At 71.3% G+C, this 20,480-nt stretch carries 17 protein-coding genes and 1 tRNA gene; 5 read left to right on the top strand and 13 right to left on the bottom strand.

The features are described from left to right. Positions 1-113 precede the first annotated feature (113 nt). The gene (locus DAI20_RS08835; protein ID WP_108250197.1) at positions 114-1,562 is read left to right on the top strand and encodes an amino acid permease; all 1,449 of its coding nucleotides are present in this window, start codon (positions 114-116) and stop codon (positions 1,560-1,562) included. Between the two features lie 185 nt (positions 1,563-1,747). Beyond that, positions 1,748-2,050 carry a DUF4190 domain-containing protein gene (locus DAI20_RS08830; protein ID WP_159084980.1) on the top strand — a complete coding sequence of 101 codons (303 nt, stop codon included), beginning with the start codon at positions 1,748-1,750 and terminating at the stop codon, positions 2,048-2,050. Positions 2,051-2,262: 212 nt separating this feature from the next. Here DAI20_RS08830 and DAI20_RS08825 read toward each other — a convergent pair whose 3' ends face one another. From DAI20_RS08825 to hisS, 8 genes are all read right to left on the bottom strand, one after another. Continuing rightward, a complete protein-coding gene (locus tag DAI20_RS08825) occupies positions 2,263-2,700 on the bottom strand; it encodes a DUF1905 domain-containing protein (RefSeq protein WP_108250195.1) in 438 nt (145 codons plus the stop codon). A gap of 52 nt (positions 2,701-2,752) precedes the next feature. Continuing rightward, positions 2,753-2,826 (bottom strand) — tRNA-Leu (locus DAI20_RS08820). Positions 2,827-2,919: 93 nt separating this feature from the next. Next, positions 2,920-4,365 carry an NAD(P)/FAD-dependent oxidoreductase gene (locus tag DAI20_RS08815; RefSeq protein ID WP_108250194.1) on the bottom strand — a complete coding sequence of 482 codons (1,446 nt, stop codon included), beginning with the start codon at positions 4,363-4,365 and terminating at the stop codon, positions 2,920-2,922. Positions 4,366-4,472: 107 nt separating this feature from the next. Next, the gene (locus DAI20_RS08810) at positions 4,473-5,813 is read right to left on the bottom strand and encodes a S8 family peptidase (protein ID WP_108250193.1); all 1,341 of its coding nucleotides are present in this window, start codon (positions 5,811-5,813) and stop codon (positions 4,473-4,475) included. Then, positions 5,810-6,328, bottom strand: a complete 519-nt coding sequence (locus DAI20_RS08805; RefSeq protein ID WP_108250192.1) for a DUF501 domain-containing protein — start codon at positions 6,326-6,328, stop codon at positions 5,810-5,812. The genes DAI20_RS08810 and DAI20_RS08805 overlap by 4 nt, the downstream gene beginning before the upstream one ends. Next, positions 6,325-6,912: an FtsB family cell division protein gene (locus tag DAI20_RS08800; protein WP_108250191.1), complete on the bottom strand. Its 588-nt coding sequence runs from the start codon at positions 6,910-6,912 to the stop codon at positions 6,325-6,327. Before DAI20_RS08800 ends, DAI20_RS08805 begins: the two co-directional genes overlap by 4 nt. A gap of 119 nt (positions 6,913-7,031) precedes the next feature. Next, positions 7,032-8,312: a phosphopyruvate hydratase gene (gene eno / locus DAI20_RS08795; protein ID WP_108250190.1), complete on the bottom strand. Its 1,281-nt coding sequence runs from the start codon at positions 8,310-8,312 to the stop codon at positions 7,032-7,034. Positions 8,313-8,434: 122 nt separating this feature from the next. After that, positions 8,435-9,727, bottom strand: a complete 1,293-nt coding sequence (gene hisS, locus DAI20_RS08790; RefSeq protein WP_108250189.1) for a histidine--tRNA ligase — start codon at positions 9,725-9,727, stop codon at positions 8,435-8,437. 138 nt (positions 9,728-9,865) lie between these two features. Here hisS and DAI20_RS08785 point away from each other — a divergent pair, with 138 nt between their 5' ends. Both DAI20_RS08785 and DAI20_RS08780 read left to right on the top strand, forming a co-directional pair. Then, positions 9,866-10,819 (top strand): ABC transporter ATP-binding protein, encoded by a 954-nt coding sequence (locus DAI20_RS08785; RefSeq protein WP_108250188.1) that lies wholly within the window; start codon positions 9,866-9,868, stop codon positions 10,817-10,819. Beyond that, the gene (locus DAI20_RS08780) at positions 10,816-11,895 is read left to right on the top strand and encodes an ABC transporter permease (protein ID WP_108250187.1); all 1,080 of its coding nucleotides are present in this window, start codon (positions 10,816-10,818) and stop codon (positions 11,893-11,895) included. Before DAI20_RS08785 ends, DAI20_RS08780 begins: the two co-directional genes overlap by 4 nt. A gap of 23 nt (positions 11,896-11,918) precedes the next feature. Here the strand turns inward: DAI20_RS08780 and DAI20_RS08775 are convergent, their stop codons facing one another. From DAI20_RS08775 to mfd, 3 genes are all read right to left on the bottom strand, one after another. Continuing rightward, on the bottom strand, positions 11,919-12,518 hold the full coding sequence (locus tag DAI20_RS08775) for a TetR/AcrR family transcriptional regulator (protein ID WP_108250186.1): 600 nt from the start codon (positions 12,516-12,518) through the stop codon (positions 11,919-11,921). Between the two features lie 75 nt (positions 12,519-12,593). Continuing rightward, positions 12,594-13,358, bottom strand: a complete 765-nt coding sequence (locus DAI20_RS08770) for a nucleoside triphosphate pyrophosphohydrolase (RefSeq protein ID WP_108250185.1) — start codon at positions 13,356-13,358, stop codon at positions 12,594-12,596. A gap of 41 nt (positions 13,359-13,399) precedes the next feature. After that, positions 13,400-17,029 carry a transcription-repair coupling factor gene (gene mfd / locus DAI20_RS08765; RefSeq protein ID WP_108250184.1) on the bottom strand — a complete coding sequence of 1,210 codons (3,630 nt, stop codon included), beginning with the start codon at positions 17,027-17,029 and terminating at the stop codon, positions 13,400-13,402. 151 nt (positions 17,030-17,180) lie between these two features. On the opposite strand from mfd, the gene DAI20_RS08760 reads away from it, so the two are divergent. Then, a complete protein-coding gene (locus tag DAI20_RS08760; protein ID WP_205781398.1) occupies positions 17,181-18,938 on the top strand; it encodes a RecQ family ATP-dependent DNA helicase in 1,758 nt (585 codons plus the stop codon). Positions 18,939-18,951: 13 nt separating this feature from the next. Here the strand turns inward: DAI20_RS08760 and pth are convergent, their stop codons facing one another. Together pth and DAI20_RS08750 are read right to left on the bottom strand one after the other, a co-directional pair. Beyond that, positions 18,952-19,539, bottom strand: coding sequence for an aminoacyl-tRNA hydrolase (pth, locus tag DAI20_RS08755; RefSeq protein ID WP_108250182.1), 588 nt, complete (start codon positions 19,537-19,539; stop codon positions 18,952-18,954). Between the two features lie 130 nt (positions 19,540-19,669). Then, the gene (locus tag DAI20_RS08750; RefSeq protein ID WP_108250181.1) at positions 19,670-20,332 is read right to left on the bottom strand and encodes a 50S ribosomal protein L25/general stress protein Ctc; all 663 of its coding nucleotides are present in this window, start codon (positions 20,330-20,332) and stop codon (positions 19,670-19,672) included. Between the last annotated feature and the right edge of the window lie 148 nt (positions 20,333-20,480).

The raw sequence follows: 20,480 nt of genomic DNA, 5'->3' as shown, positions 1-20,480 counted from the left end.
GCCATATCCCCTCTTGGAGCGCGCCCCCGCGAGGGCCAGACTGATACGGTCCGCGCCTCAGGGGGGAACGACGGGAGTCCCGCATCCGGCCGCGGCCGAGTCGAGGAGGACTCATGACCACAACGCCGGCTCACGGACTCCGGGCAACGCTCACGCGCCGCAAGCCCATCGACCTCATCGAGGACGAGCAGCCGCGCGGCGGCCTCGAACGCTCGCTCGGCCTCTGGCAGCTCACCGCCATCGGGGTCGGCGGCATCATCGGTGCGGGCATCTTCACCCTCGCCGGCACGGTCGCCAACCAGACGGCGGGCCCCGCCGTGCTCATCTCGTTCCTCATCGCCGGCGTCGCGAGCGCCGCGGCAGCCCTGTCCTACGCCGAGTTCGCCGGCATGATCCCCAAGGCCGGTTCCGCGTACACCTACGGCTACGCCTCCCTCGGCGAGCTCGTGGGCTGGTTCATCGGGTGGGACCTGCTGCTCGAGTACACCGCCATCGTGGCCGTCGTCGCCATCGGCGTCTCCGGCTACTTCGGCTTCCTCATGGAGCAGCTCGGCGTCGACCTGCCCGCCTGGATGCTCGGGGCCACCGGTACCGGCGAGGGACACGTCGTCGACCTGTTCGCGGTGGTCCTCTGCCTCGGCACGGCGTTCATCCTGACCCGCGGCATCCGCAACGCCGCCCGATTCGAGCTGTTCGTCGTCGGGCTGAAGGTGCTGCTCGTCGTGTTCATCATCGTGCTGGGTGTCTTCCAGATCAACAGCGCGAACTACTCCCCCTACTTCCCCTACGGCATCGGCGGGGCGTTCACGGGCGCGGCGACGGTCTTCTTCGCGGTGTTCGGCTACGACGCCATGAGCACGGCGGCCGAGGAGTCGAAGGACGCGACGAAGCACATGCCGAAGGCGATCCTGCTGTCGCTGGGCATCGCCATGCTGCTCTACGTGCTCGCGACCCTCGTGCTTACCGGCATGCAGAAGTACACCGAGATCGACCCGACGAGCGGCTTCTCGAGCGCCTTCGCGGCCGTGGGGATGCCCGGGATCGCGAACCTCATCGCGATCGGGGCCATCGTGAGCATCGTGACCGTCATGGTCACGTTCATGCTCGGCGCGACCCGCGTGTGGTTCTCGATGAGCCGCGACGGACTGCTGTCCCCGTGGTTCGCGAAGACGGACGCGAAGTACCACGTGCCCGCCCGAGTGACCTGGATCGTCGGCATCGGCTCGGCGGTGTTCGCCGGCTTCTTCCCGATCACGATCGTGGCGGAGCTCACGAACATCGGAATCCTGCTCGCGTTCGTGGTGGTCTGCGTCGCGGTGATCGTGCTGCGCTACCGCCGGCCCGAGGTGCCGCGGACGTTCCGCCTCCCCCTGATGCCCGTGGTGCCCGCGATCGGCGTGATCTTCTCGATGTGGCTCGTGCTGTCGCTGCCGTGGGAGACGTGGGTGCGGTTCGGCGTGTGGCTTGTGATCGGCCTCGCCATCTACTGGTTCTACGGCCGCCACCACTCCCTCCTCAACCCCCGCAGCCGCCGCGCTGCCGTGGAGGACCGCCGGGGCTGAGCGTGACTCACTGCCACCCGAGCGGGTAGGAAAAGGGAAGCCGGAACGACTTCTCTGCAATTGCAGGAGAAGGTCGTGATCTGCGCCCCCGTATCTGGGGCGCGCCCGCCGCTTCTCTTATCGGAGGGGCCGCCAGAGGATTGACACGGATGTAATTCATCCAACCCGAAGAGATTGGATTACCCGTGTCCTCCACCCCCTCAGTCGCGCCCGGAAGCAATGTCAGCACCGGCTCGAAGACGAAAGGCGTGCTGTCGCTCGTCTTCGGCATCATCAGCGTCGTCTTCAGCCCGTTCCTCCCGATCCTCTGGATCCTCTTCGGCATCGCCGCGGTGATCCTCGGCTTTGTCAGCCGCAGGAGCGAGCCCGGCGCCCGCAAGCTCGCCCTGGCCGGCATCATCACCGGTTTCATCGGCATCGCCCTCTGCATCGCCTCGATGATCCTCGGCGCCGTCATCGTCACGGAGATGATCCAGCAGCAGCAGTAGCGGATGACCGGGTTGCGGCCCGGCTTTCCTCTCGTTACATCTGCCGTACAGGGCACGAGCCCCCATTACCTTCTGGGATGGGGGCTCGTGCTATTGCGCTGTCGCTGATCAGCTCTCGCCGATGTAGCGGCGCTTTTCTGCCGCTTATCCGGCGAGAACACACGGCCTGCTTCGGAGAAAGGGATAAGCGATTGCTTCCGGTGAGGGATATCTCATCCGTTCAGCGTCTCGAGCACCTTCTCGATCCGGCGGCGACGGGTCTCCTCCGTCCTCGCGCTGTCCACGCTGAGGACGTGCTGGAGCTGCCGGCTGTAGGAGAGCGCGCGGAAGGCGACCGCCGCCGCGGGGGCCGCGTCGAGCGCCGCGGCGAGGTCGGCGGGGATCGCGACCTCCCGGGGCTCCGTGTCGAGCTCGACGTCGACCTCGATCTCCTCCCCGGCGGCAACGCCCGCGCCGGTGCGGTGCTCCGCGCTCAGCGAGATCAGGTACTGCCCGCCGCGGCTCGCGATCGAGCTGCGGTAGCGGTAGTCGCCGATCGCGACCGTGACCGGCGGCTTCTTCCCCGCGCCCAGCGCCTCGACGATCTCGGCCGGCACGGGGATCCCTGTCGTGGTGCCGCCGCTCGCGAGCACCGTCGTGGTGAATCTCATGGACGCAGTATGGCGCAGCTCGGGGCTTCACCACCCACGTGGTTGCGACAGGTACCCCCGGTGGGGTTCGAACCCACACTGCGACGATTTTAAGTCGTCTGCCTCTGCCGATTGGGCTACGGGGGCGGGCGGCGCCAGGATCAGCCTATCCAGGCGTACCGGAGACGCCGAAGGGCCCGGGCGCTCGTGCGCACCGGGCCCTCCTGCGTGGTTCGTCGATCAGTTGGTGCCGGGGTTCGCGTACACCGGGGCGGAGATGCCGTCCGCGCCGGGCAGCTTGTCCTTCGTGGTGTCCGTGACGGTGGCGGACGCGGGGGCAGCCGCGGCGGCCGCTGCCGAGTCGGCCGCGGGGCGGGGACGCGACGCGAACGTCTCGAACGCCAGGCGCGGCTTCTCGCGCGCCTCGAGGGAGACGATGTCGCGACCGAGGACCACGTTCATCGCCCAGACGCCGACGACGCGGATCTTGCGCTCCCAGCTCGGGATGGCGAGGCCGTGGTAGCCGCGGTGCATGATCCAGGCGGGGAAGCCCTTGACGGCCGTCTTGCCGGACTGGAACACGCCGACGCCGAGACCGAGGCCCGCGACGGCGCCCATGGACTCGTGCTTGTACTCGGCGATGCCCTCGCCGCGCAGGTGCGCCACGATGTTCTTCGCCATGAGCTTGCCCTGACGCACCGCGTGCTGGGCGTTCGGCACGCAGAAGCCGCCGACGCCCTTGCCCGTGAGGTCCGGGACGGCGGACACGTCGCCGGCGCCCCAGGCGTCGGCCACGATGCCCTCGTCGCCCTCGACGCGGAGGTCGGCGCGCACGCGCAGGCGGCCGCGCTCCTCGATCGGGAGGTCGGTGTTCTTCAGCATCGGCGACGCCATGACGCCCGCGGTCCAGACGATGGTGTCGGACTCGAAGGACTCGCCGGTCGACAGCTCGATGACGCCGCCGACGGCGGACTTCAGCTGCGTGTCGAGGTGCACGTTGGCACCGCGCTCGGCGAGGTTCTTGAGCACCCAGTGGCTGGTGGGCAGCGACACTTCGGGCATGATGCGGCCCATCGCCTCGATGAGGTGGAAGTGCGTGTCCTCGAAGGAGAGCTGCGGGTAGTACTTGAGCAGCGCGCTGGCGAGCGAGCGCATCTCGGCGAAGACCTCGATGCCGGCGAAGCCGCCGCCGACCACGACGAAGGTGAGCAGGCGGTCGCGCTCGGGCCCGGCGGGCAGGGTCGACGCGCGGTCGAAGTTGCCGAGGATGCGGTCGCGGATCGCGGTCGCCTCCTCGATGGTCTTGAGGCCGATGGCCTCGTCGGCGACGCCGGGGATCGGGAACGTGCGCGACACGGATCCGGCGGTGACGACGATCATGTCGTAGGCGAAGTCCCACGGCTCGCCGACCTCGGGCGTGATCGTGGCGGTCTTCGAGGCGTGGTTGATGCCCGTGACCTTCGCGGTGATGACGTTCGTCTTCTTGAGGTGACGTCGCTGGGAGACCACGGCGTGCCGGGGCTCGACCGAGCCGGCGACGACCTCGGGCAGGAACGGCTGGTACGTCATGTACGGCAGCGGGTCGACGACGGTGACCTCGGCCTCGCCGGGGCGAAGCCACTTCTCCAGCTTCCACGCGGTGTAGAAACCGGCATAGCCGCCGCCTACGATCAGGATTTTGGGCACGGTTGAAGCTCCTCAAGATGGGGATTGACTGGAACAGGCTACTACTTGCCCGGCGGACGGCTGAATTCGCGCCACGCCGCCACGCCGCAGCCGCTGCGGCCGGGGGGCTACGAGTCGGACGCCGACCGCTCCTCAGCCCCGCCGCTTCGGCGCAGGCGGCTGAGCTGCCGCCACGCCGCGACGCCGCACAGCGCGAAGAGCAGACCGAATCCGCCGAGCACGGCGGCCGGCACGCCGACCTCCGTGATGTCCGACGCGGACGGGAGCAGGGCCCGGAGGTCGACCGGCAGGGCGGACGCCGGGTCCCGCGGCGCCGGTGTCGCCTCGACCGCGGGCGGCGGCGGCACGGACGTCGCCTGGGGTGCGGGCACCCCCTCGGCGCGACGGTACAGCCGGATCCACTCGGCGAGGTCGCCGACCGGGTTGCCCGTCACCGGCGCGACCTCCTCGCGGACGGCGGCCGCGGCGTCCATGAGCCCGTAGCCGTAGGTGTTGTCCGGCACCGTGCTGCCCGCGGGCCGCGCGGTGCGGATCAGCCGGTTGATCACGTTGTCGGCGTCGAGCTCCGGATGCGATGCGCGCACGAGCGCGAGGAGGCCGGAGACCAGCGGCGCGGCGCCGCTGGTGCCGCCCCACACGGCGTACCCGCCGCCGGGCGTCACCCCGACCAGCTCCTCGCTCGGGGCGGCCACCGCGATGGTGATGCCCTGCGACGACGCGTCGAAGCTCGCCCGGCCGCTCCGGTCGACGCCCGCGACCGTCACGACGCCGGGGATGGTGGCCGGGGCACCCACCTCCGTGGTCCCGCTGCCGCGGTTCCCCGCCGCGGCGACCACGATGACGTCGCGCTCGAAGGCGTAGAGGAAGGCGTCGTCCCAGCTCTCGGGCCACTCGAGCGAGTTCCGGGTCAGCGACATGTTGATCACGTCCGCGCCGTGGTCGACGGACCATCGGACGGCGTCCGCGATCTGCTCGTCGGAGTCCCGCGCTCCCGGGCCCAGGGCGACGGAGACGCTGAGCAGGGACGCCTCCGGAGCGATCCCGATCACGCCGTTGCCCTCCCCCGTGCCCCGGCCGGCGAGCACGGACGCGACGAGCGTGCCGTGGGAGCTCGACGAACCGATCGGCGTCTGGCCGTCGGCCGCGCCGAGGCCGCTGACGTCCGTGCCGTCGATCACGGCGCCGCTCAGCTCGGGCACGCCGCCGTCGACCCCGGTGTCGATCACCGCGACGGTGACACCCGCACCGCGCGTCACGTCCCAGGCGGAGCGGACCCCGTAGTCGTCGAGCCAGTACTGCCGGTCGCGCACGGGATCCGCGACGGCCGGCGCGGCCGGGAGGGTGGGCAGGGCGACGGACGCGATCGCCAGCACGGCGGCGGTCAGCCCGCGCAGCATCCCCCGCCGGACGTGGCGTCCGGCACCACGGGTCCCGGCAGCGCGGGTCATTCCGTCGCGGTGTAGTCGCGGCACTCGCAGACGAGCGGCGACCAGTCCGCGCGCTCGAGGGCGAGGTCGCCGATCGGGTTGACGCCCGGCCCGGCGGAGAGCGCGTGGGCGGCGAGGGCGTGCAGGCACTTCACGCGGGTGGGCATGCCGCCGGCGGAGATCCCGGCGATCTCGGGCACCACGGCGATGCTCTCCCGGTCGGCGAGGTAGGCCCGGTGCGCGGCGGCGTACCGCTCGGCGAGGTCCGGGTCGTCGGCGAGCGACTGCTGCAGGTCCGCCATCACGTGCTCGGCCTCGAGGTGCGAGATGGCCGCGGTCGCCGCGGGATGGGTCAGGTAGTAGAGCGTGGGGAAGGGTTCGCCGTGCGCCAGCCGCGGAGCGGTCGCGACGACGGTCGGAGCGCCGCAGACGCAGCGCGCGCTCACGCCGAGCACGCCGCGCGCCGGGCGCCCGAGCTGGGCGGACACGGTGGCGATGTCCTCGGCGGAGGGCGGGTCGAAGGGGGGCGTCGTCACTCTGGCACCGTCTCGGTCGTGGTCAGCTGGTCGGGCGGGAGGTCGCTCAGGCCGGCGATCATCGCCGAGCCGAAGAGCGTCTGCACCCAGTCCACCCGGGTCTCCTGGATGTCCTCGCTGATGGGGGCGGACCGCTCAGGCACGGCCTGGCCGAGGTCGTCCATCACGAGGTAGGAGGTCTCGCCCGGCATCACGTAGAAGAGCCGGTCGCGGATCTCCGCCTTCAGGTAGGCGGGGTCGTTGTAGCGCGCGCGCTCGTCCCGAAGCGTGTCGATCTCCTCCTCCTGGGCCGCGACCGCGGCGCGCAGGTCGGCGAGCTGCTGGCGCTGCTCGAGGTAGATCCGCAGCCCTGGCGCGAGCACGACGATGAACAGCACGAGAAGCGACAGCACCATGATGGAGAAGCCCGAGAAGCGGATGCTGCGCAGCCAGTTTCCCGTGGCCTCGTCCGACTCCGGCAGGGCGACGGGGACACGCCTGGAGCCGCCCCGACCCGCGTCGCCGCGGCCGCCGGATCCCGAGCCGGAGCCCGCGTCCCTGCCGGACGCCGAAGCGCCGCGGTTCCTCGTCGGGAACGATGGCATGCGCCTTCCCTTCTGCTTGCGGACCTGCGTGCCGGATGCCGGCCACGCGTCCGCCGAACGCGAACGCGGGCGGGGAGCGCCTTCGAGAGGCCCTCCCCGCCCGCGGCGGACTGACGTGCTTAGCCCTGGAAGCGGGGGAAGGCGGTGCGTCCTGCGTAGGTCGCGGCCTCGGCCAGTTCCTCTTCGATCCTCAGCAACTGATTGTACTTAGCCACGCGCTCGCTCCGGGCAGGCGCTCCGGTCTTGATCTGGCCGGCGTTGGTGGCGACGGCGAGGTCCGCGATGGTGGTGTCCTCGGTCTCACCCGAGCGGTGCGAGAGGATCGCGGTGTACGCGGAGTGCTGCGCGAGCGTGACGGCGTCGAGCGTCTCGGTGAGCGTGCCGATCTGGTTGACCTTCACCAGGATCGAGTTCGCGACGCCGAGCTCGAGGCCCTTGGCCAGGCGCGTGGGGTTCGTGACGAACAGGTCGTCTCCGACGATCTGCACGCGCTTGCCGAGCTCGGCCGTGAGGTGCTGGTAGCCCTCCCAGTCCTCCTCCTGCAGCGGGTCCTCGATGGACACGAGCGGGTAGGCGCCGACGAGCTCGGTGAAATACGAGCTCATCTGCTCGACCGAGTAGGTCTTGCCCTCGAACTGGTAGCCGCCGTCCGAGTAGAACTCGGTGGCCGCGACGTCCATGGCCAGCGCGATGTCCTCGCCGGGGGTGAATCCGGCGTTGCCGATGGCCTCCATGATCAGGTCGAGCGCCGCGCGGTTGCTCGGCAGGTTCGGGGCGAAGCCGCCCTCGTCGCCGAGGCCGGTGGCCAGGCCCTTCGACTTCAGGAGCGACTTGAGCGAGTGGTACGTCTCGGCGCCCCAGCGGAGGGCCTCGGCGAAGGTGTCCGCGCCGAGCGGCACGATCATGAACTCCTGGACGTCGATGTCGTTGTCCGCGTGCGAGCCGCCGTTGATGATGTTGAGCAGCGGCACCGGCAGGGTGTGCGCGTTCGCACCGCCGACGTAGCGGTACAGGGGCAGGTCCGCGGAGTCCGCGGCGGCGCGGGCGACGGCGAGCGATGCACCGAGCATGGCGTTCGCGCCGAGGCGGGACTTGTTCTCGCTGCCGTCGAGCTCGATCAGGGTCGCGTCGACCAGGCGCTGGTCCGCGGCGTCGAGGCTCTCGATCGCCGGACCGATCTCGTCGTAGATCGCAGCGACGGCCTTCTGCACGCCCTTGCCCTGGTAGCGGTCCTTGTCGCCGTCGCGCAGCTCGTACGCCTCGAATGCGCCGGTGGAGGCGCCGGAGGGAACGGCCGCGCGCGAGACGGTGCCGTCGTCGAGCAGGACCTCGACCTCGACGGTCGGGTTGCCGCGGGAATCCAGGATCTCGCGAGCGCCTACTGCTTCGATGAGTGCCACAGGTGTGTCTCCTTCTGTGCGGGGTGGACATGCATGGGGCGGACGGAAAGAGTCCGCCGGTAGCGGCGACGCGCCGCAGTCCGCTCGCCAGTCTAGTGACGAGCCGGGCGGCCCGACCGGCGTCAGCCGAGGGGCCGCAGGGCCAGGGCGGAGGCGTCGGTTACGCCGGCCTCGACGTAGGCGAAGGAGGCAAATCCCGCCGTCGCGAGTCCGTCGAGGAGCAGCTTCATGTTCTTGGTGCGGCGCTCGAGCCGCACCCGGCGCCCCTCGGCGAGCAGCTGGTTCTTGAGACCGAGCAGCACCCCCGCCGGCACCGTGCCGTCGTGCACGAGCGCGACGGAGTCCGCGGCCCGCTCCTCGGGCAGCTCCGCGAGGTCGACGACGCGCTCGAAGCCGATGGAGAAGCCGCAGGCGGGCACCTCCGTGCCGAGGAAGCGCCCGATCATGCCGTCGTAGCGGCCGCCGCCGCCGACCGAGCTGCCGGACGCCGGATGCGCGATCTCGAAGATCGTGCCGGTGTAGTACCCCATGCCGCGCACGAGGGTCGGGTCGAAGCGGAGGCGCACGCCGGTCGGCAGGCCCGCCAGCCCGGCAGCGAGCGTCTCCAGGTCCGCGACGGCGTCGGGGTCGATGCCCGCGGGGAGGATGTCGGTGATCGCCCGCGTCGTCAGCTCGACTCCGCCGTCGGCCAGGTGCTGCTCGAACGACTCGAGGATGCCGCCGAGGACGGCGGCGGCGTCCGCGCCCTCCTCGCTCAGCTCCGCGACCACGCCCGCCGCACCGATCTTGTCGAGCTTGTCGACCGAGATGAGCACGGCCGGGAAGCGCGCGGGGTCGAAGCCGCAGTGCTCGAGGAGGCCGGTGAGGATGCGGCGGTCGTTGACCCGGATGGTGCAGTCCCTCAGTCCGAGCGCCTCGAGCGTCGCGGCCGTCGCCGAGATCAGCTCGACCTCGGCGAGCTCGCCCGCCTCGCCGATGATGTCGATGTCGCACTGCACGAACTGGCGGTAGCGGCCCTTCTGCGGTCGCTCGGCTCGCCAGACCGGGGCGACCTGCACCGAGCGGAACACGCTCGGCAGCTCCGTGCGATGCGACGCGTAGAACCGGGCGAGCGGCACCGTCAGGTCGAAGCGCAGGCCGAGGTCGGCGAGGGCGAGCACGTCTCCCCCGTCGGCGGCCCTGTGCAGCTCTTCGCCGGACAGCCCGCGCTTCAGCACCGCGAACGCGAGCTTCTCGTTGTCGCCGCCGAGCCCCGAGTGCAGCCGCGCGATGTCCTCCATCACGGGCGTCTCGATCTCGTCGAAGCCGTGGGCGGCGTAGGTGCGCCGGATCACGGCGAGCGCGTGCTCTCGCCTGGCCTTCTCTGCCGGGAGGAAGTCGCGCATGCCGCGGGGCGGGTTGATCGGGGAGGCCATGCCTCGATTCTCTCAGCACGCCCTACTTCTCTCCGCACGCCCTACTTCGCTCCGCACGCCCTGTCCGAGCGAGCACATGCGGCCCGGCGATATGGTGAGCGCGGGCCGCATGCGCGGCGGGCACCGGGGAGGCAGGGCGTGGGCGAGGGCATCGAGGTCGTCGGCGTCAGCCGTTCCTTCTCCGCCGTCCAGGCCGTCCGCTCCGTGACGCTCACGGCCGAGCCCGGGTCCATCACGGCCCTCATCGGGCCGAACGGCTCGGGCAAGACGACCCTGCTGCTCATGCTCGCAACGCTGCTCCGTCCGGACGCCGGTCACATCAGGGTCGCGGGACACGACCCGGTGCGCCAGCCCGACGAGGTGCGGGCCCGCATGGGCTGGATGCCGGACATCCTGGGCTCGTGGGCGAGCCTTCCGGTGCGCGCGACCCTCGAGATCGCGGGCCGGATGTACCGGTTGCCGAAGTCGGCGGCCCGCCGCCGCGCGGAGGAGCTGCTCGAGCTCGTCGGGCTGACCGAGCTGGCCGCGCAGCCCACGCGGGTGCTCTCCCGCGGACAGAAGCAGCGGCTCAGCCTCGCCCGGGCGCTCGTCCACGATCCGTCCGTGCTGCTGCTCGACGAGCCGGCGTCCGGGCTCGACCCCGCCGCCCGCGTGGACCTGAGGGTGCTGCTGCAGCGGCTCGCGGAGGATGGCAGGACGGTGCTCGTCTCCAGCCACGTGCTCGCCGAACTCGACGAGATGGCGACGTCCGCCGTCTACCTCGACGCGGGCGTCAGCGTCTCGGCCGAGCGGATCGCGGCCAGCCGCGCCGGCCTCCGGCCGTGGCGGGTGCGCTCGCTGGGGGCGGATCCCGCGGCCGCCGACGGCGCAGACTCCACCGCCCTCGCCGACGCGCTGCGGGCCGTCGGCGTGCCCGCGGAGCGCATCAGCGCCGACCACCTGGGGCTCCTCGTGGGCGTGCGGGACGAGGGGGACGCCGCGGCGCTGCTCGCGGCGCTCGTCACCCGCGGCGTCGCCGTGTCATCCTTCGCCCCCGCGTTCGGCGAGCTGGAGCAGACCTTCCTCGACCTGCACCGTGGGAACCGCTCGTGACCACCTACCTCTCCGGAATCGGCACCGTGCTCGCGCTCGAGCTCCGCCAGCGCATCCGCGGTGTGGCCTGGTACGTGCTGCTCGGCGTCTTCGTGGCCCTCGTCGCGCTCATCACCGTGCTGCTCTGGCTGAGCATCGGCGTCTCGGACGGGCTCGGCGGATTCCTCTTCTCCGGCATCCTGTTCTTCGTGCTGCTGCTCGGCACGCTCGTGGCGCCCGCCCTCAGCGGGAACGCCATCAACGGGGACCGGGACGCCGGCACCCTCGCCACGACCCAGGTCACGCTGCTCACGACCGGGCAGCTCGTGCTCGGCAAGTTCCTGGCCGCGTGGCTCACCGCGCTCGCCTTCCTCCTGGTCTCGCTGCCGTTCCTCCTCTTCGCGGTCGTGGCGGGCGGCGTGGGGCCCGGAACGATCGCGGTCTCGGTCCTCGTGCTCGCCGTCGAGCTCGGGGTGATCGCCGCCATCGGCGTCGGCCTGTCCGGCATCCTTACCCGGCCGCTGTTCTCCATCGTCGTGACCTATCTCGCGGTCGCCGCGCTCAGCATCGGCACCCTCATCGTGTTCACACTCGCGGGCATGGCGACCTCGTCGGAGGCCAGGACCACCACCTTCGACGTCGCGTCCGTGAACGAGGACGTGCCGCTGCCGGAGGGAGTCATCTGCTCGCCGCCCTCGGTGACGACGTACACGGTGCCGCGGTTCGACTACTACTGGGGCGTGCTCGCCGCCAACCCGTACGTCGTGCTCGCCGACTCGGCCGCCGGTCAGTTCGACGCCGACGATCAGCCGACCGACCTGTTCACCGCGACGGCCGTCGGCGTGCGGCAGGCGCAGATCGCCCCCGATCTCGACGCGACGTTCGACTACTGCACCGAGCTGCGCGAGGAGGGCAGCGCGGGGGGAATCGACAGCGGGAGGTTCCCCTCGTCCCGCGAGGTCTTCGAGAGCACCGTGCCGACCTGGTTCGTCGGCCTCGCGATCCACGTGGTCCTCGGCGCGGGCGCGCTGGTCTGGGCGACCGCCCGCACGCGCACGCCGGCGGCGCGGCTGCCGAGGGGCAGCAGGATCGCCTGACCGGCCACACGGGCGAGGCCCGATCAGGCGTCGCGGCGGGTGGCGTCGCCCAGGGCAAGGCGGGACCGGTCGAGAAGGGTGCGGAAGGCATCCGTTGCGCGCTCGACGTCGGCCGTCAACACCAGGTCGTACTTGATGCCGTACATGCCGTCGACGAGCATCCGCGCGGCGATGTCGGCCCTGTCGTCGGGGAGCCCGATCTCGGTCAGGCCGGACTTGATCACCTGCAGCCAGGTGTCGAAGGTCCTGCGGGCGTCGGGCAGCAGGTCCGGCGACATCACGCCGAGCATGGCGGCCTCGATCTCGATTCGCTGCAGCTGCCGGTTCTCCGGGTCCGCCATGACGTCGAACGCGTGCTCGAGGTGGGCGACGAGGTCGTCCACGGTGTGCAGCTCCGCGTCCACGAGCTTCAGGGCGACCGTCTGCTGGTCGGTGATCGACTGCAGGATCGCCTGCAGCAGCTCCTCGCGGGTGCCGAAGTGGTACACGAGCGTGTAGGTGCTCACCCCGAGCGACTCCGCGAGCGTGCGGAAGGAGATCTCACCGATGGGGCGGGTGTAGAGCGCCTCCGTGATGCCGTCGAGGAGTACGATCCGTCGGTTCGGATTCGCTTTCCTCGCCATTGGTGCTCCTCACGGGATGGATCAAGTGCACTTCCACTCAACCCTAGAATCGGCCGCGATGTGGCCAGGTGGCGCTCAGGCCGGCTCGGGGCGGTCCCCTGCCACGACCCCGATGACGCCCGCATCGGCGGCGTCCACGCCGTCCGTCGCGGCGGCCTCGGCCTCCCGGATCTCGTCCTGCAGACCGCGCAGCGTCGTGCGCAGGGCGCGCTCGGCGTCCAGCCCGTTGGCCCGGGCGGAGGCGACGATGGCGAGCAGCAGCGGCCCGAGCTCGTCCTCGGTGCTCACCGGAACGGCCGCCGGTCCGTCGTCGAGCAGCCCGACCTTCTGGGCGCGCCCGAGCACTTTGTCGGCGAGCGCGAGGGCCGGCATCCCCTGAGGGATGCCGTCGAGCACGCTCGTGCGGCCGGGCTTTTCCCGCGCCTTCAGCTCGTCCCAAAAGCCCACGACGTCGTCCGCGGTGCGCGCCTCGACGTCGCCGAACACGTGCGGGTGGCGGCCGACCATCTTGGCCGTCATGTGCGCTGCGACGTCCTGGATGTCGAATGCCTCCCCCGGGGTGTGCGCCGCGATGTCGGCGTGGAACAGCACCGAGTAGAGCACGTCCCCGAGCTCCTCGAGCATGGCGTCCCGGTCGCCGGTCTCGATCGCGTCGATGAGCTCGTAGGTCTCCTCCACGAGGTAGCGCACGAGCGACTCGTGCGTCTGGTCCGCGTCCCAGGGGCAGCCGCCCGGACCGCGCAGCCGGGCCGTGACGGCCACGAGCTCGTCGAGCCTGCTCTGCTCGCGGGGCTCGCTCTCGGCGCCGGGAACGTCGGACGGAGTGGAGGCATCGGTCATGCGACCACTCTGCCAGTCCCGCGAGCCGGTGTTTCGTCCGATCAGGAGGCGGCGGCGGGCTCCCGCACGAAGATCGCCTCGAGCAGCTGGTTCACCCAGGCGATGAGCTCGGCATCGCCGAGCGGCTCCCCGTGCACCTTCGGCATCGGCACGGCGATGACGCTGGTCTGGGCGAACAGCTTGGCGCCCGGGTACATGCGGCGCAGCCGCACCTGCACGGAGTCCGGCAGGTCTGCCGGGCCGACGCGCAGGTTGGGCCCCATGGCCACGACCTCGGACAGGCCCGCCTTCTGCGCCATCCGCCGCAGCCGCGACACCGCGATGAGGTTCACGACCTGCTCCGGCGGCTCGCCGTAACGGTCGGTGAGCTCCTCGAGCACCCGGTCGATCTGGTCGTCGCCTGCGGTCGGCGCGCTCGCGGTCGACAGCTTCTGGTACGCCTCGAGCCGCAGCCGCTCGCTGTCCACGTACTCCTCGGGGATGTGGGCGTCGACGGGAAGCTCGAGCCGCAGCTCGGTCTGGCCCTCGGCGACGTCGCCGCGGAAGGCGGAGACGGCCTCGCCGATCATGCGCAGGTACAGGTCGAAGCCCACGCCCGCGATGTGCCCGGACTGCTCGCCGCCGAGCAGGTTGCCCGCGCCGCGGATCTCGAGGTCCTTGAGCGCCACCTGGATGCCGGATCCCAGCTCGTTGTTCGCGGCGATGGTCTCCAGCCGGTCGTGCGCCGTCTCGGACAGCGGCTTGTCCCCGTCGTAGAGGAAGTAGGCGTACGCGCGCTCGCGCCCGCGGCCGACGCGGCCGCGCAGCTGGTGCAGCTGGCTGAGGCCGTACTTGTCCGCGCGGTCGATGATGATCGTGTTCGCGTTCGCGATGTCGAGGCCGGTCTCGATGATCGTCGTCGAGACGAGCACGTCGAACTTGCGCTCCCAGAAGTCGACCACGACCTGCTCGAGCACGTGCTCGGGCAGCTGGCCGTGCGCGACGGCGACGCGCGCCTCGGGCACGAGCTCCGCGATCTGCGCGGCGATGCGGTTGATGCTGGACACGCGGTTGTGCACGAAGAAGATCTGGCCTTCGCGCAGCAGCTCGCGGCGGACGGCGGCAGCCACCTGCCGCTCGCTGTACGGGCCCACGAAGGTGAGGATGGGGTGCCGCTCCTCCGGCGGCGTGGCCAGCGTCGACATCTCGCGGATGCCGGTCACCGCCATCTCGAGGGTGCGCGGGATCGGGGTCGCGCTCATCGCGAGGATGTCGACGTTGTGCTTGAGCTTCTTCAGCGCGTCCTTGTGCTCGACGCCGAAGCGCTGCTCCTCGTCGATGATGACGAGGCCGACGTCCTTGTACGAGATCTTGTCGGTGAGCAGGCGGTGCGTGCCGATGACGATGTCGATGGACCCGTCCTCGAGCCCCTTGACGGTCTCGCGGGTCTCCCGGTCCGTCTGGAACCGGCTGAGCGGCCGGATGTGGATGGGGAAGCCGGCGAAGCGCTCGGTGAACGTCTCGAGGTGCTGGCGCACGAGCAGCGTCGTCGGCACGAGCACGACGACCTGCTTGCCGTCCTGCACGGCCTTGAACGCCGCACGGACGGCGATCTCGGTCTTGCCGAAGCCGACGTCGCCGGAGACCAGCCGGTCCATGGGGATGGGCCGCTCCATGTCGGCCTTGACCTCGTCGATGACCTGCAGCTGGTCCGGCGTCTCGACGAAGGGGAACGCCTCCTCCAGCTCGCGCTGCCAGGGGGTGTCCGGCGGGAACGCGTGCCCCTTGCTCGCCATTCGCGCGGAGTAGAGCTTCACGAGCTCGACCGCGATGTCGCGCACGGCCTTGCGGGCCTTGCCCTTCGCGGCGGCCCAGTCGCTGCCGCCCATCTTGGACAGGGACGGGGCCTCGCCGCCGACGTAGCGGCTCAACAGATCGAGCTGGTCCGTGGGCACGTACAGCTTGTCGCCCGGGTAGCCGCGCTTGCTCGGGGCGTACTCGAGCACGAGGAACTCGCGGCTGTGCTTCGTGGCATTGCGGCCACCCGTGGATACCTCGCGCTGCGTCAGCTCGAGGAACTTGCCGATGCCGTGGGTGGAGTGCACCACGTAGTCGCCCGGCTTCAGCTGCAGCGGGTCGACGACGTTCTTGCGACGGGTGGCCAGCTTCTTGACCTGGCGGGAGTCGTATCCGGCGGACCGCCCGTAGAACTCGCCCTCCGTGAGCACGGCGAGCTTCGTCTCGGCGAGCTCGAAGCCCGAGTCGAGCCCGGCCTGCACCAGGTAGGCGATGCCGGGCTCCGGCTCCACCGGGAAGTCCTCGACGATGCGGGCGGGCAGCTCGTGCTCGCCGAGGACGTCCGCGGCCCGCTCCACCAGGCCGGCGCCGCGGGCGACGACGCCGACGGTCCAGCCTGCGCGCAGCCGCTCGGCGACGTGCTCGATGGCGCCCATCGCGTTGCCCTGGAAGCTGGGCACGGGGTCCGCGTCGATGCGGACGGTGAGGATCTCGTCGATCTCGAGCTCCTCGGGCAGCACGTCCGTCGCCTGGAACTGGCTGAGCGTCCACCACGGGCGATCGCGCTTCGTCGCGCGGAGGTCGGAGAGGCTGAGGAAGTCGCCCGATGCGAGGTCGATGGGCGACTCCGCCCCGGCCGTGGCGGCGCTCCACGCCGCGGACAGGAACTCCCGGTTGGTCTCGGCGAGGCTCACCGCGCGGGTCGCGACCCGCTCCGGCGAGATGACGGCGATCGCGGTGTCCGCGGGCAGGTAGTGCGTCACCGGGACGAGCCGCTCGACGAGGGCCGGCGCGAGACTCTCCATGCCCTCGACGGGGATGCCCTCGGAGATCTTCTCGAGCATGCCGCGCAGGCTGGGGAACTCGTCGCGCATCTCCCGCGCGCGCTGGCGGACGGGGGCGGTGAGCAGCAGCTCGCGGCTGGGGGCGAGCTCGACCGACGTCAGGTCCGTCGGCAGCGAGCGCTGGTCGGCGACGGAGAACTCGCGGATCTGGTCCACCTCGTCGCCGAAGAACTCGACGCGCACGGGGTGGTCGGCGAACGACGGGAAGACGTCGAGGATGCCGCCGCGCACGGCGAACTCGCCTCGGCGCGTCACCATGTCGACGCGCGCGTAGGCCAGGTCGATGAGGTCGCGGGACAGCGCGGACAGGTCGAAGCCGCGACCGCCGACGGTCAGCAGCACGGGATCCAGGTCGGTGAGGTTCGACGCGACGGGCTGCAGGGCGGCGCGCACGGACGCCACGACCACGAGCGGGCGCGCTGCGGCGTCGGCCGCGGCGGTGCCCTGCTGGAGGCGGGCGGCGTCCCACTCCTTCAGCCTGCGGAGGGCACGCAGCCGCTTCCCGACGATCTCCGCGCTCGGGCTGAGCCGCTCGTGCGGCAGGGTCTCCCAGGCCGGGAACTCCACGATCTCGGCCTCGGGCGCCACGGCGGCAAGGCTGGCCCGCAACGACTCGGACTCGCGGCCCGTCGCGGTGATCGCGAACAGCGACGCCGGCACGGCCGGATCCCCGTCGCGCGCGCCGCTGCCGCGTCGCCCGAGGAGCGCGGCGAGCAGCGGCGCCCGGAGCCCGTCCGTGAGCGAGAAGTCCGCGTCCCGGTGGGACGAGGCGAGGGCGGCGTCGAACGTGGAGGCGCGGCACAACGCCGGAAGCAGGCCCTGGAGAATCACTGCACAAGCCTACGTGCCCCCACCCGCGTCCCGCCCGCGAGCGCGGTCCAGGAAGGCACGCTGGCAGCGAACGGTGCGCCCGCCCTAGCCCGGGCCGGGCGCCTCTGCAAGCCCCGAGTCCTTCCAGGTTCGCCCTGTTTCACTGGATCGAGTGACGAGGACCACCGCAGACCGCACCACCGACGCCCGCTCCAACCGCCGGCAGTCCGATCGCCGGCAGTCCGATCGCCGGCAGATCGAGAAGATCGCGCGGGAGTCCTTCGGCTGGGACGACCTGCACACCGGGCAGCTCGAGGCGGTCGAGGCGGTGCTCTCCGGCCGCAACGTGCTCGGCGTCATGCCCACCGGGTACGGCAAGTCCGCGATCTACCAGCTCTCCACCGCGCTGCTCGATGGCCTCACGCTCGTGATCTCCCCCCTCATCGCGCTGCAGGAGGATCAGGTCGCCGGCCTCGCCGACGCGCCGGACGCCCCTCCCGCCGTCGCCCTGAACTCGAACCGGACTGCGGCGGAGCTCGACGAGGCCTGGAGCATCCTCGAGGGCGAGGGGCCCCGCATCGCGTTCCTCGCGCCGGAGCAGCTCGCCAAGGACGAGGTGATCGAGCGGCTGCAGGGCATCGGCGTCGCCCTGTTCGTGGTGGACGAGGCGCACTGCGTCTCCTCGTGGGGCCACGACTTCCGTCCGGACTACCTGTTCCTCGGACCGGCGATCGAGCGCCTCGGCCGCCCGCGGGTCATCGCGCTCACGGCGACCGGGTCCTCCCCCGTGCGGCGGGAGATCGCCGAGCGCCTCGGCCTGGACGACCCGCTCGTGCTCACCCGCGGGTTCGACCGGCCGAACATCCGCCTGGACGTCGCGCGGCACGAGAGTGACGGCGAGAAGCGGGCCGCCGTGCTCGATCAGGTCGCGGACCTGCCGAAGCCCGGGCTGCTCTACGTCGCCACCCGCAAGGCCAGCGAGGTCTTCGCGGAGGAACTCGCCGAGCGGGGCATCAGCACCGCCGCGTACCACGGCGGACTGAGCGCGAAGGCGCGCGCGGAGGTGCACGAGGCGTTCCACGAGGACACGGTCGACGTCGTCGTCGCCACGTCCGCATTCGGAATGGGCATCGACAAGCCGAACGTGCGCTTCGTCGTGCACGCCGCGGTGCCGGAGTCGGTGGACGAGTACTACCAGGAGGTCGGCCGGGCGGGCCGGGACGGGGAGCCCGCGGTCGCGGCCCTGCACTACCGGCCGGAGGACCTGGCCCTGCAGAAGTTCTTCACCGCCCGCACGGCCGATCGCGGCAGGCTCCGCAACGTGTACCGGGCCGTCGAGGCCGCGGGGCGTCCGGTGCGGCCGGCGGAGATCGGTCGCGAGCTCGAGCTGGCCACCCGGTCCGTCACCGGACCCGTGAACCTGCTCGCCGACGCGGGGGTGGTCGCGACCGGCCGCAAGGGCGTCAGCATCGTCGACCCGGTGGGCGCCGACGAGGCGGCGGAACGCGCCCGCCAGGCCGCGGAGGAGGGCGAGCGCATCGAGCGCAGCCGGCTCGAGATGATGCGCGCGTACGCCGAGACCCGCGACTGCCGTCGGGCGTTCCTCCTCGGCTACTTCGGCGAGGAGCGGCTCACGGACTGCGGCAACTGCGACACCTGCGAGGCGCGCGTCGAGGCGGCCACCGTGCTCGGCGTCGAGGATCCGGCGCCGCTGGACCGCGGCGAGGTCCCGGCGACCGAGGAGCAGGCGCTCGAGGAGGCGGGCGACGACGACTATCCGCTGCAGGCCGCGGTGACGCACCGCGAGTGGGGTCCCGGTGTCGTGATGCGCCACGAGGAGGACCGCATCACGGTCTTCTTCGAGCAGGAGGGCTACAAGGTGCTCTCCCGGAAGCTGATCGAGGAGAACGACCTGCTTAGCGTCGACTAGCCGTGGGCTTTTCCTACCCCGCCGCGGTGTGGAAGCGCAGCTGAGCCGCGGTGAGGCCCTCGGCGCCGATCTGCTCGACCGCGTCCGCGGCGTCGGCGAGCACGTTCGGCAGCGACTGGCGCTCCGTCGAGGAGAAGTCGCGCAGCACGAAGTCGGCGGCGGGCTGGCGGCCCGGGGGCCGGCCGACGCCGACGCGCACCCGGATGAAGTCGCCCGTGCCGACCGCCGCGATGATGTCGCGCACGCCGTTGTGGCCGCCGTGCCCGCCGCCGAACTTGAGGCGCAGCGTGTCGAACGGGATGTCGAGCTCGTCATGCACGACGATGAGGCGGTCCGGCTGCAGCGAGTAGAAGCGGAGCAGGTTGGCGACGGGGCCGCCGGAGACGTTCATGAAGGTGTTGGGCTTGGCCAGCACGAGCTTCGGTCCCGCGGCGAAGGTGCGCCCCTCGGCGACCGTGGCGTTCGTCCGGTGCGACTTGAACGTCGCGCGCAGCCGGTCGGCGAGCTCGGCGAGCACCATCTGGCCCACGTTGTGGCGATTGCCCGCGTAGCCGGGTCCGGGGTTGCCGAGGCCCACCACGAGCCAGGTGTTGTTCTCCATCGCTTCTCTCCTCCTCTGCTCCCGCGCACACGGATTCTGCATCCGCACGCGGAACGAGCCTGCCGGAACGTCCGTGGACGGTTCCGGCAGGCTCGCGAGACGTGAGCGTCTTCCGCGGGAAGCGGCGAGACTACTCGGTCGGCTTCTCGGTGTCCGCGTCGACCATCTCGTCGTTGGCGGCGCCGCCCTCGCCCTCGATCTCGACGCCCTCGTCGCCCTCGGCCTCAGCCGTACCGGCGTCGGTCTCGGTGTCCATCTCGCCGCTGGAGACGGCGAGCACGAGCGTGTCGGGGTCGGTGAGCAGGGTGGAGCCGGCGGGCAGCTTCACCTGCGAGGCCAGCAGGTGGGAGCCCTCGGCGAGGCCCTCGACGCTGACGATGAGTCGCTCGGGGATGTGCGTGGCCTCGGCCTCGATCGACAGCGTGGTGTTCTCCACGGTCACGACGCCGTCGCCCGCGGGCTCGCCCTCGACCGTGACGGGGATGTCGACGGTGACGCGCTCACCGGCGCGGATGACGACGAGGTCGACGTGCTCGATGATCTGACGCACGGGGTCCTTCTGCACGTCCTTCACCAGCGCGAGCTGGTTGGCGCCGGAGATGTCGAGCTCGAGCACGGCGTTCGCCTTGCGCAGGATCAGCATGACCTCGTGGCCCGGAAGGGTGAGGTGCTGGGGCTCGGTGCCGTGGCCGTAGAGGACGGCGGGGATCTTGCCGGCGGCGCGCAGCTTGCGGGCCGCGCCCTTGCCGAACTTCTCGCGCTGCTCGGCGACGAGACGGTTGTCGTTTGCCATGGTTCTTACACTCCTTGGCGAGCCCGCGGGCCCGCATAGATGGATTGGTCAACTCGAACGCTTGCGCGTGAGGAAAGACTGCGAGCCTCGCCACCGCGTCGATCACGGACACCCGTCGGGGCGGCTGTGCACCGCCTCGGGCGTCCCT

This window comes from Planctomonas deserti (assembly GCF_003067705.1).
Taxonomy (GTDB): domain Bacteria; phylum Actinomycetota; class Actinomycetes; order Actinomycetales; family Microbacteriaceae; genus Planctomonas; species Planctomonas deserti.
The sequence above is the reverse complement of the archived record's forward strand: the minus strand, read 5'-3'. Positions and strand labels throughout refer to the sequence as shown.

Excerpts from the sequence above, each read along its gene's own strand:
- DAI20_RS08835 (WP_108250197.1), top strand. The coding sequence starts at position 114 with ATGACCACAACGCCGGCTCACGGACTCCGGGCAACGCTCACGCGCCGC.
- DAI20_RS08825 (WP_108250195.1), bottom strand. The coding sequence starts at position 2,700 with ATGAGATTCACCACGACGGTGCTCGCGAGCGGCGGCACCACGACAGGG.
- DAI20_RS08810 (WP_108250193.1), bottom strand. The coding sequence starts at position 5,813 with ATGACCCGCGCTGCCGGGACCCGTGGTGCCGGACGCCACGTCCGGCGG.
- DAI20_RS08800 (WP_108250191.1), bottom strand. The coding sequence starts at position 6,912 with ATGCCATCGTTCCCGACGAGGAACCGCGGCGCTTCGGCGTCCGGCAGG.
- hisS (WP_108250189.1), bottom strand. The coding sequence starts at position 9,727 with ATGGCCTCCCCGATCAACCCGCCCCGCGGCATGCGCGACTTCCTCCCG.
- DAI20_RS08775 (WP_108250186.1), bottom strand. The coding sequence starts at position 12,518 with ATGGCGAGGAAAGCGAATCCGAACCGACGGATCGTACTCCTCGACGGC.
- DAI20_RS08770 (WP_108250185.1), bottom strand. The coding sequence starts at position 13,358 with ATGACCGATGCCTCCACTCCGTCCGACGTTCCCGGCGCCGAGAGCGAG.
- pth (WP_108250182.1), bottom strand. The coding sequence starts at position 19,539 with ATGGAGAACAACACCTGGCTCGTGGTGGGCCTCGGCAACCCCGGACCC.
- DAI20_RS08750 (WP_108250181.1), bottom strand. The coding sequence starts at position 20,332 with ATGGCAAACGACAACCGTCTCGTCGCCGAGCAGCGCGAGAAGTTCGGC.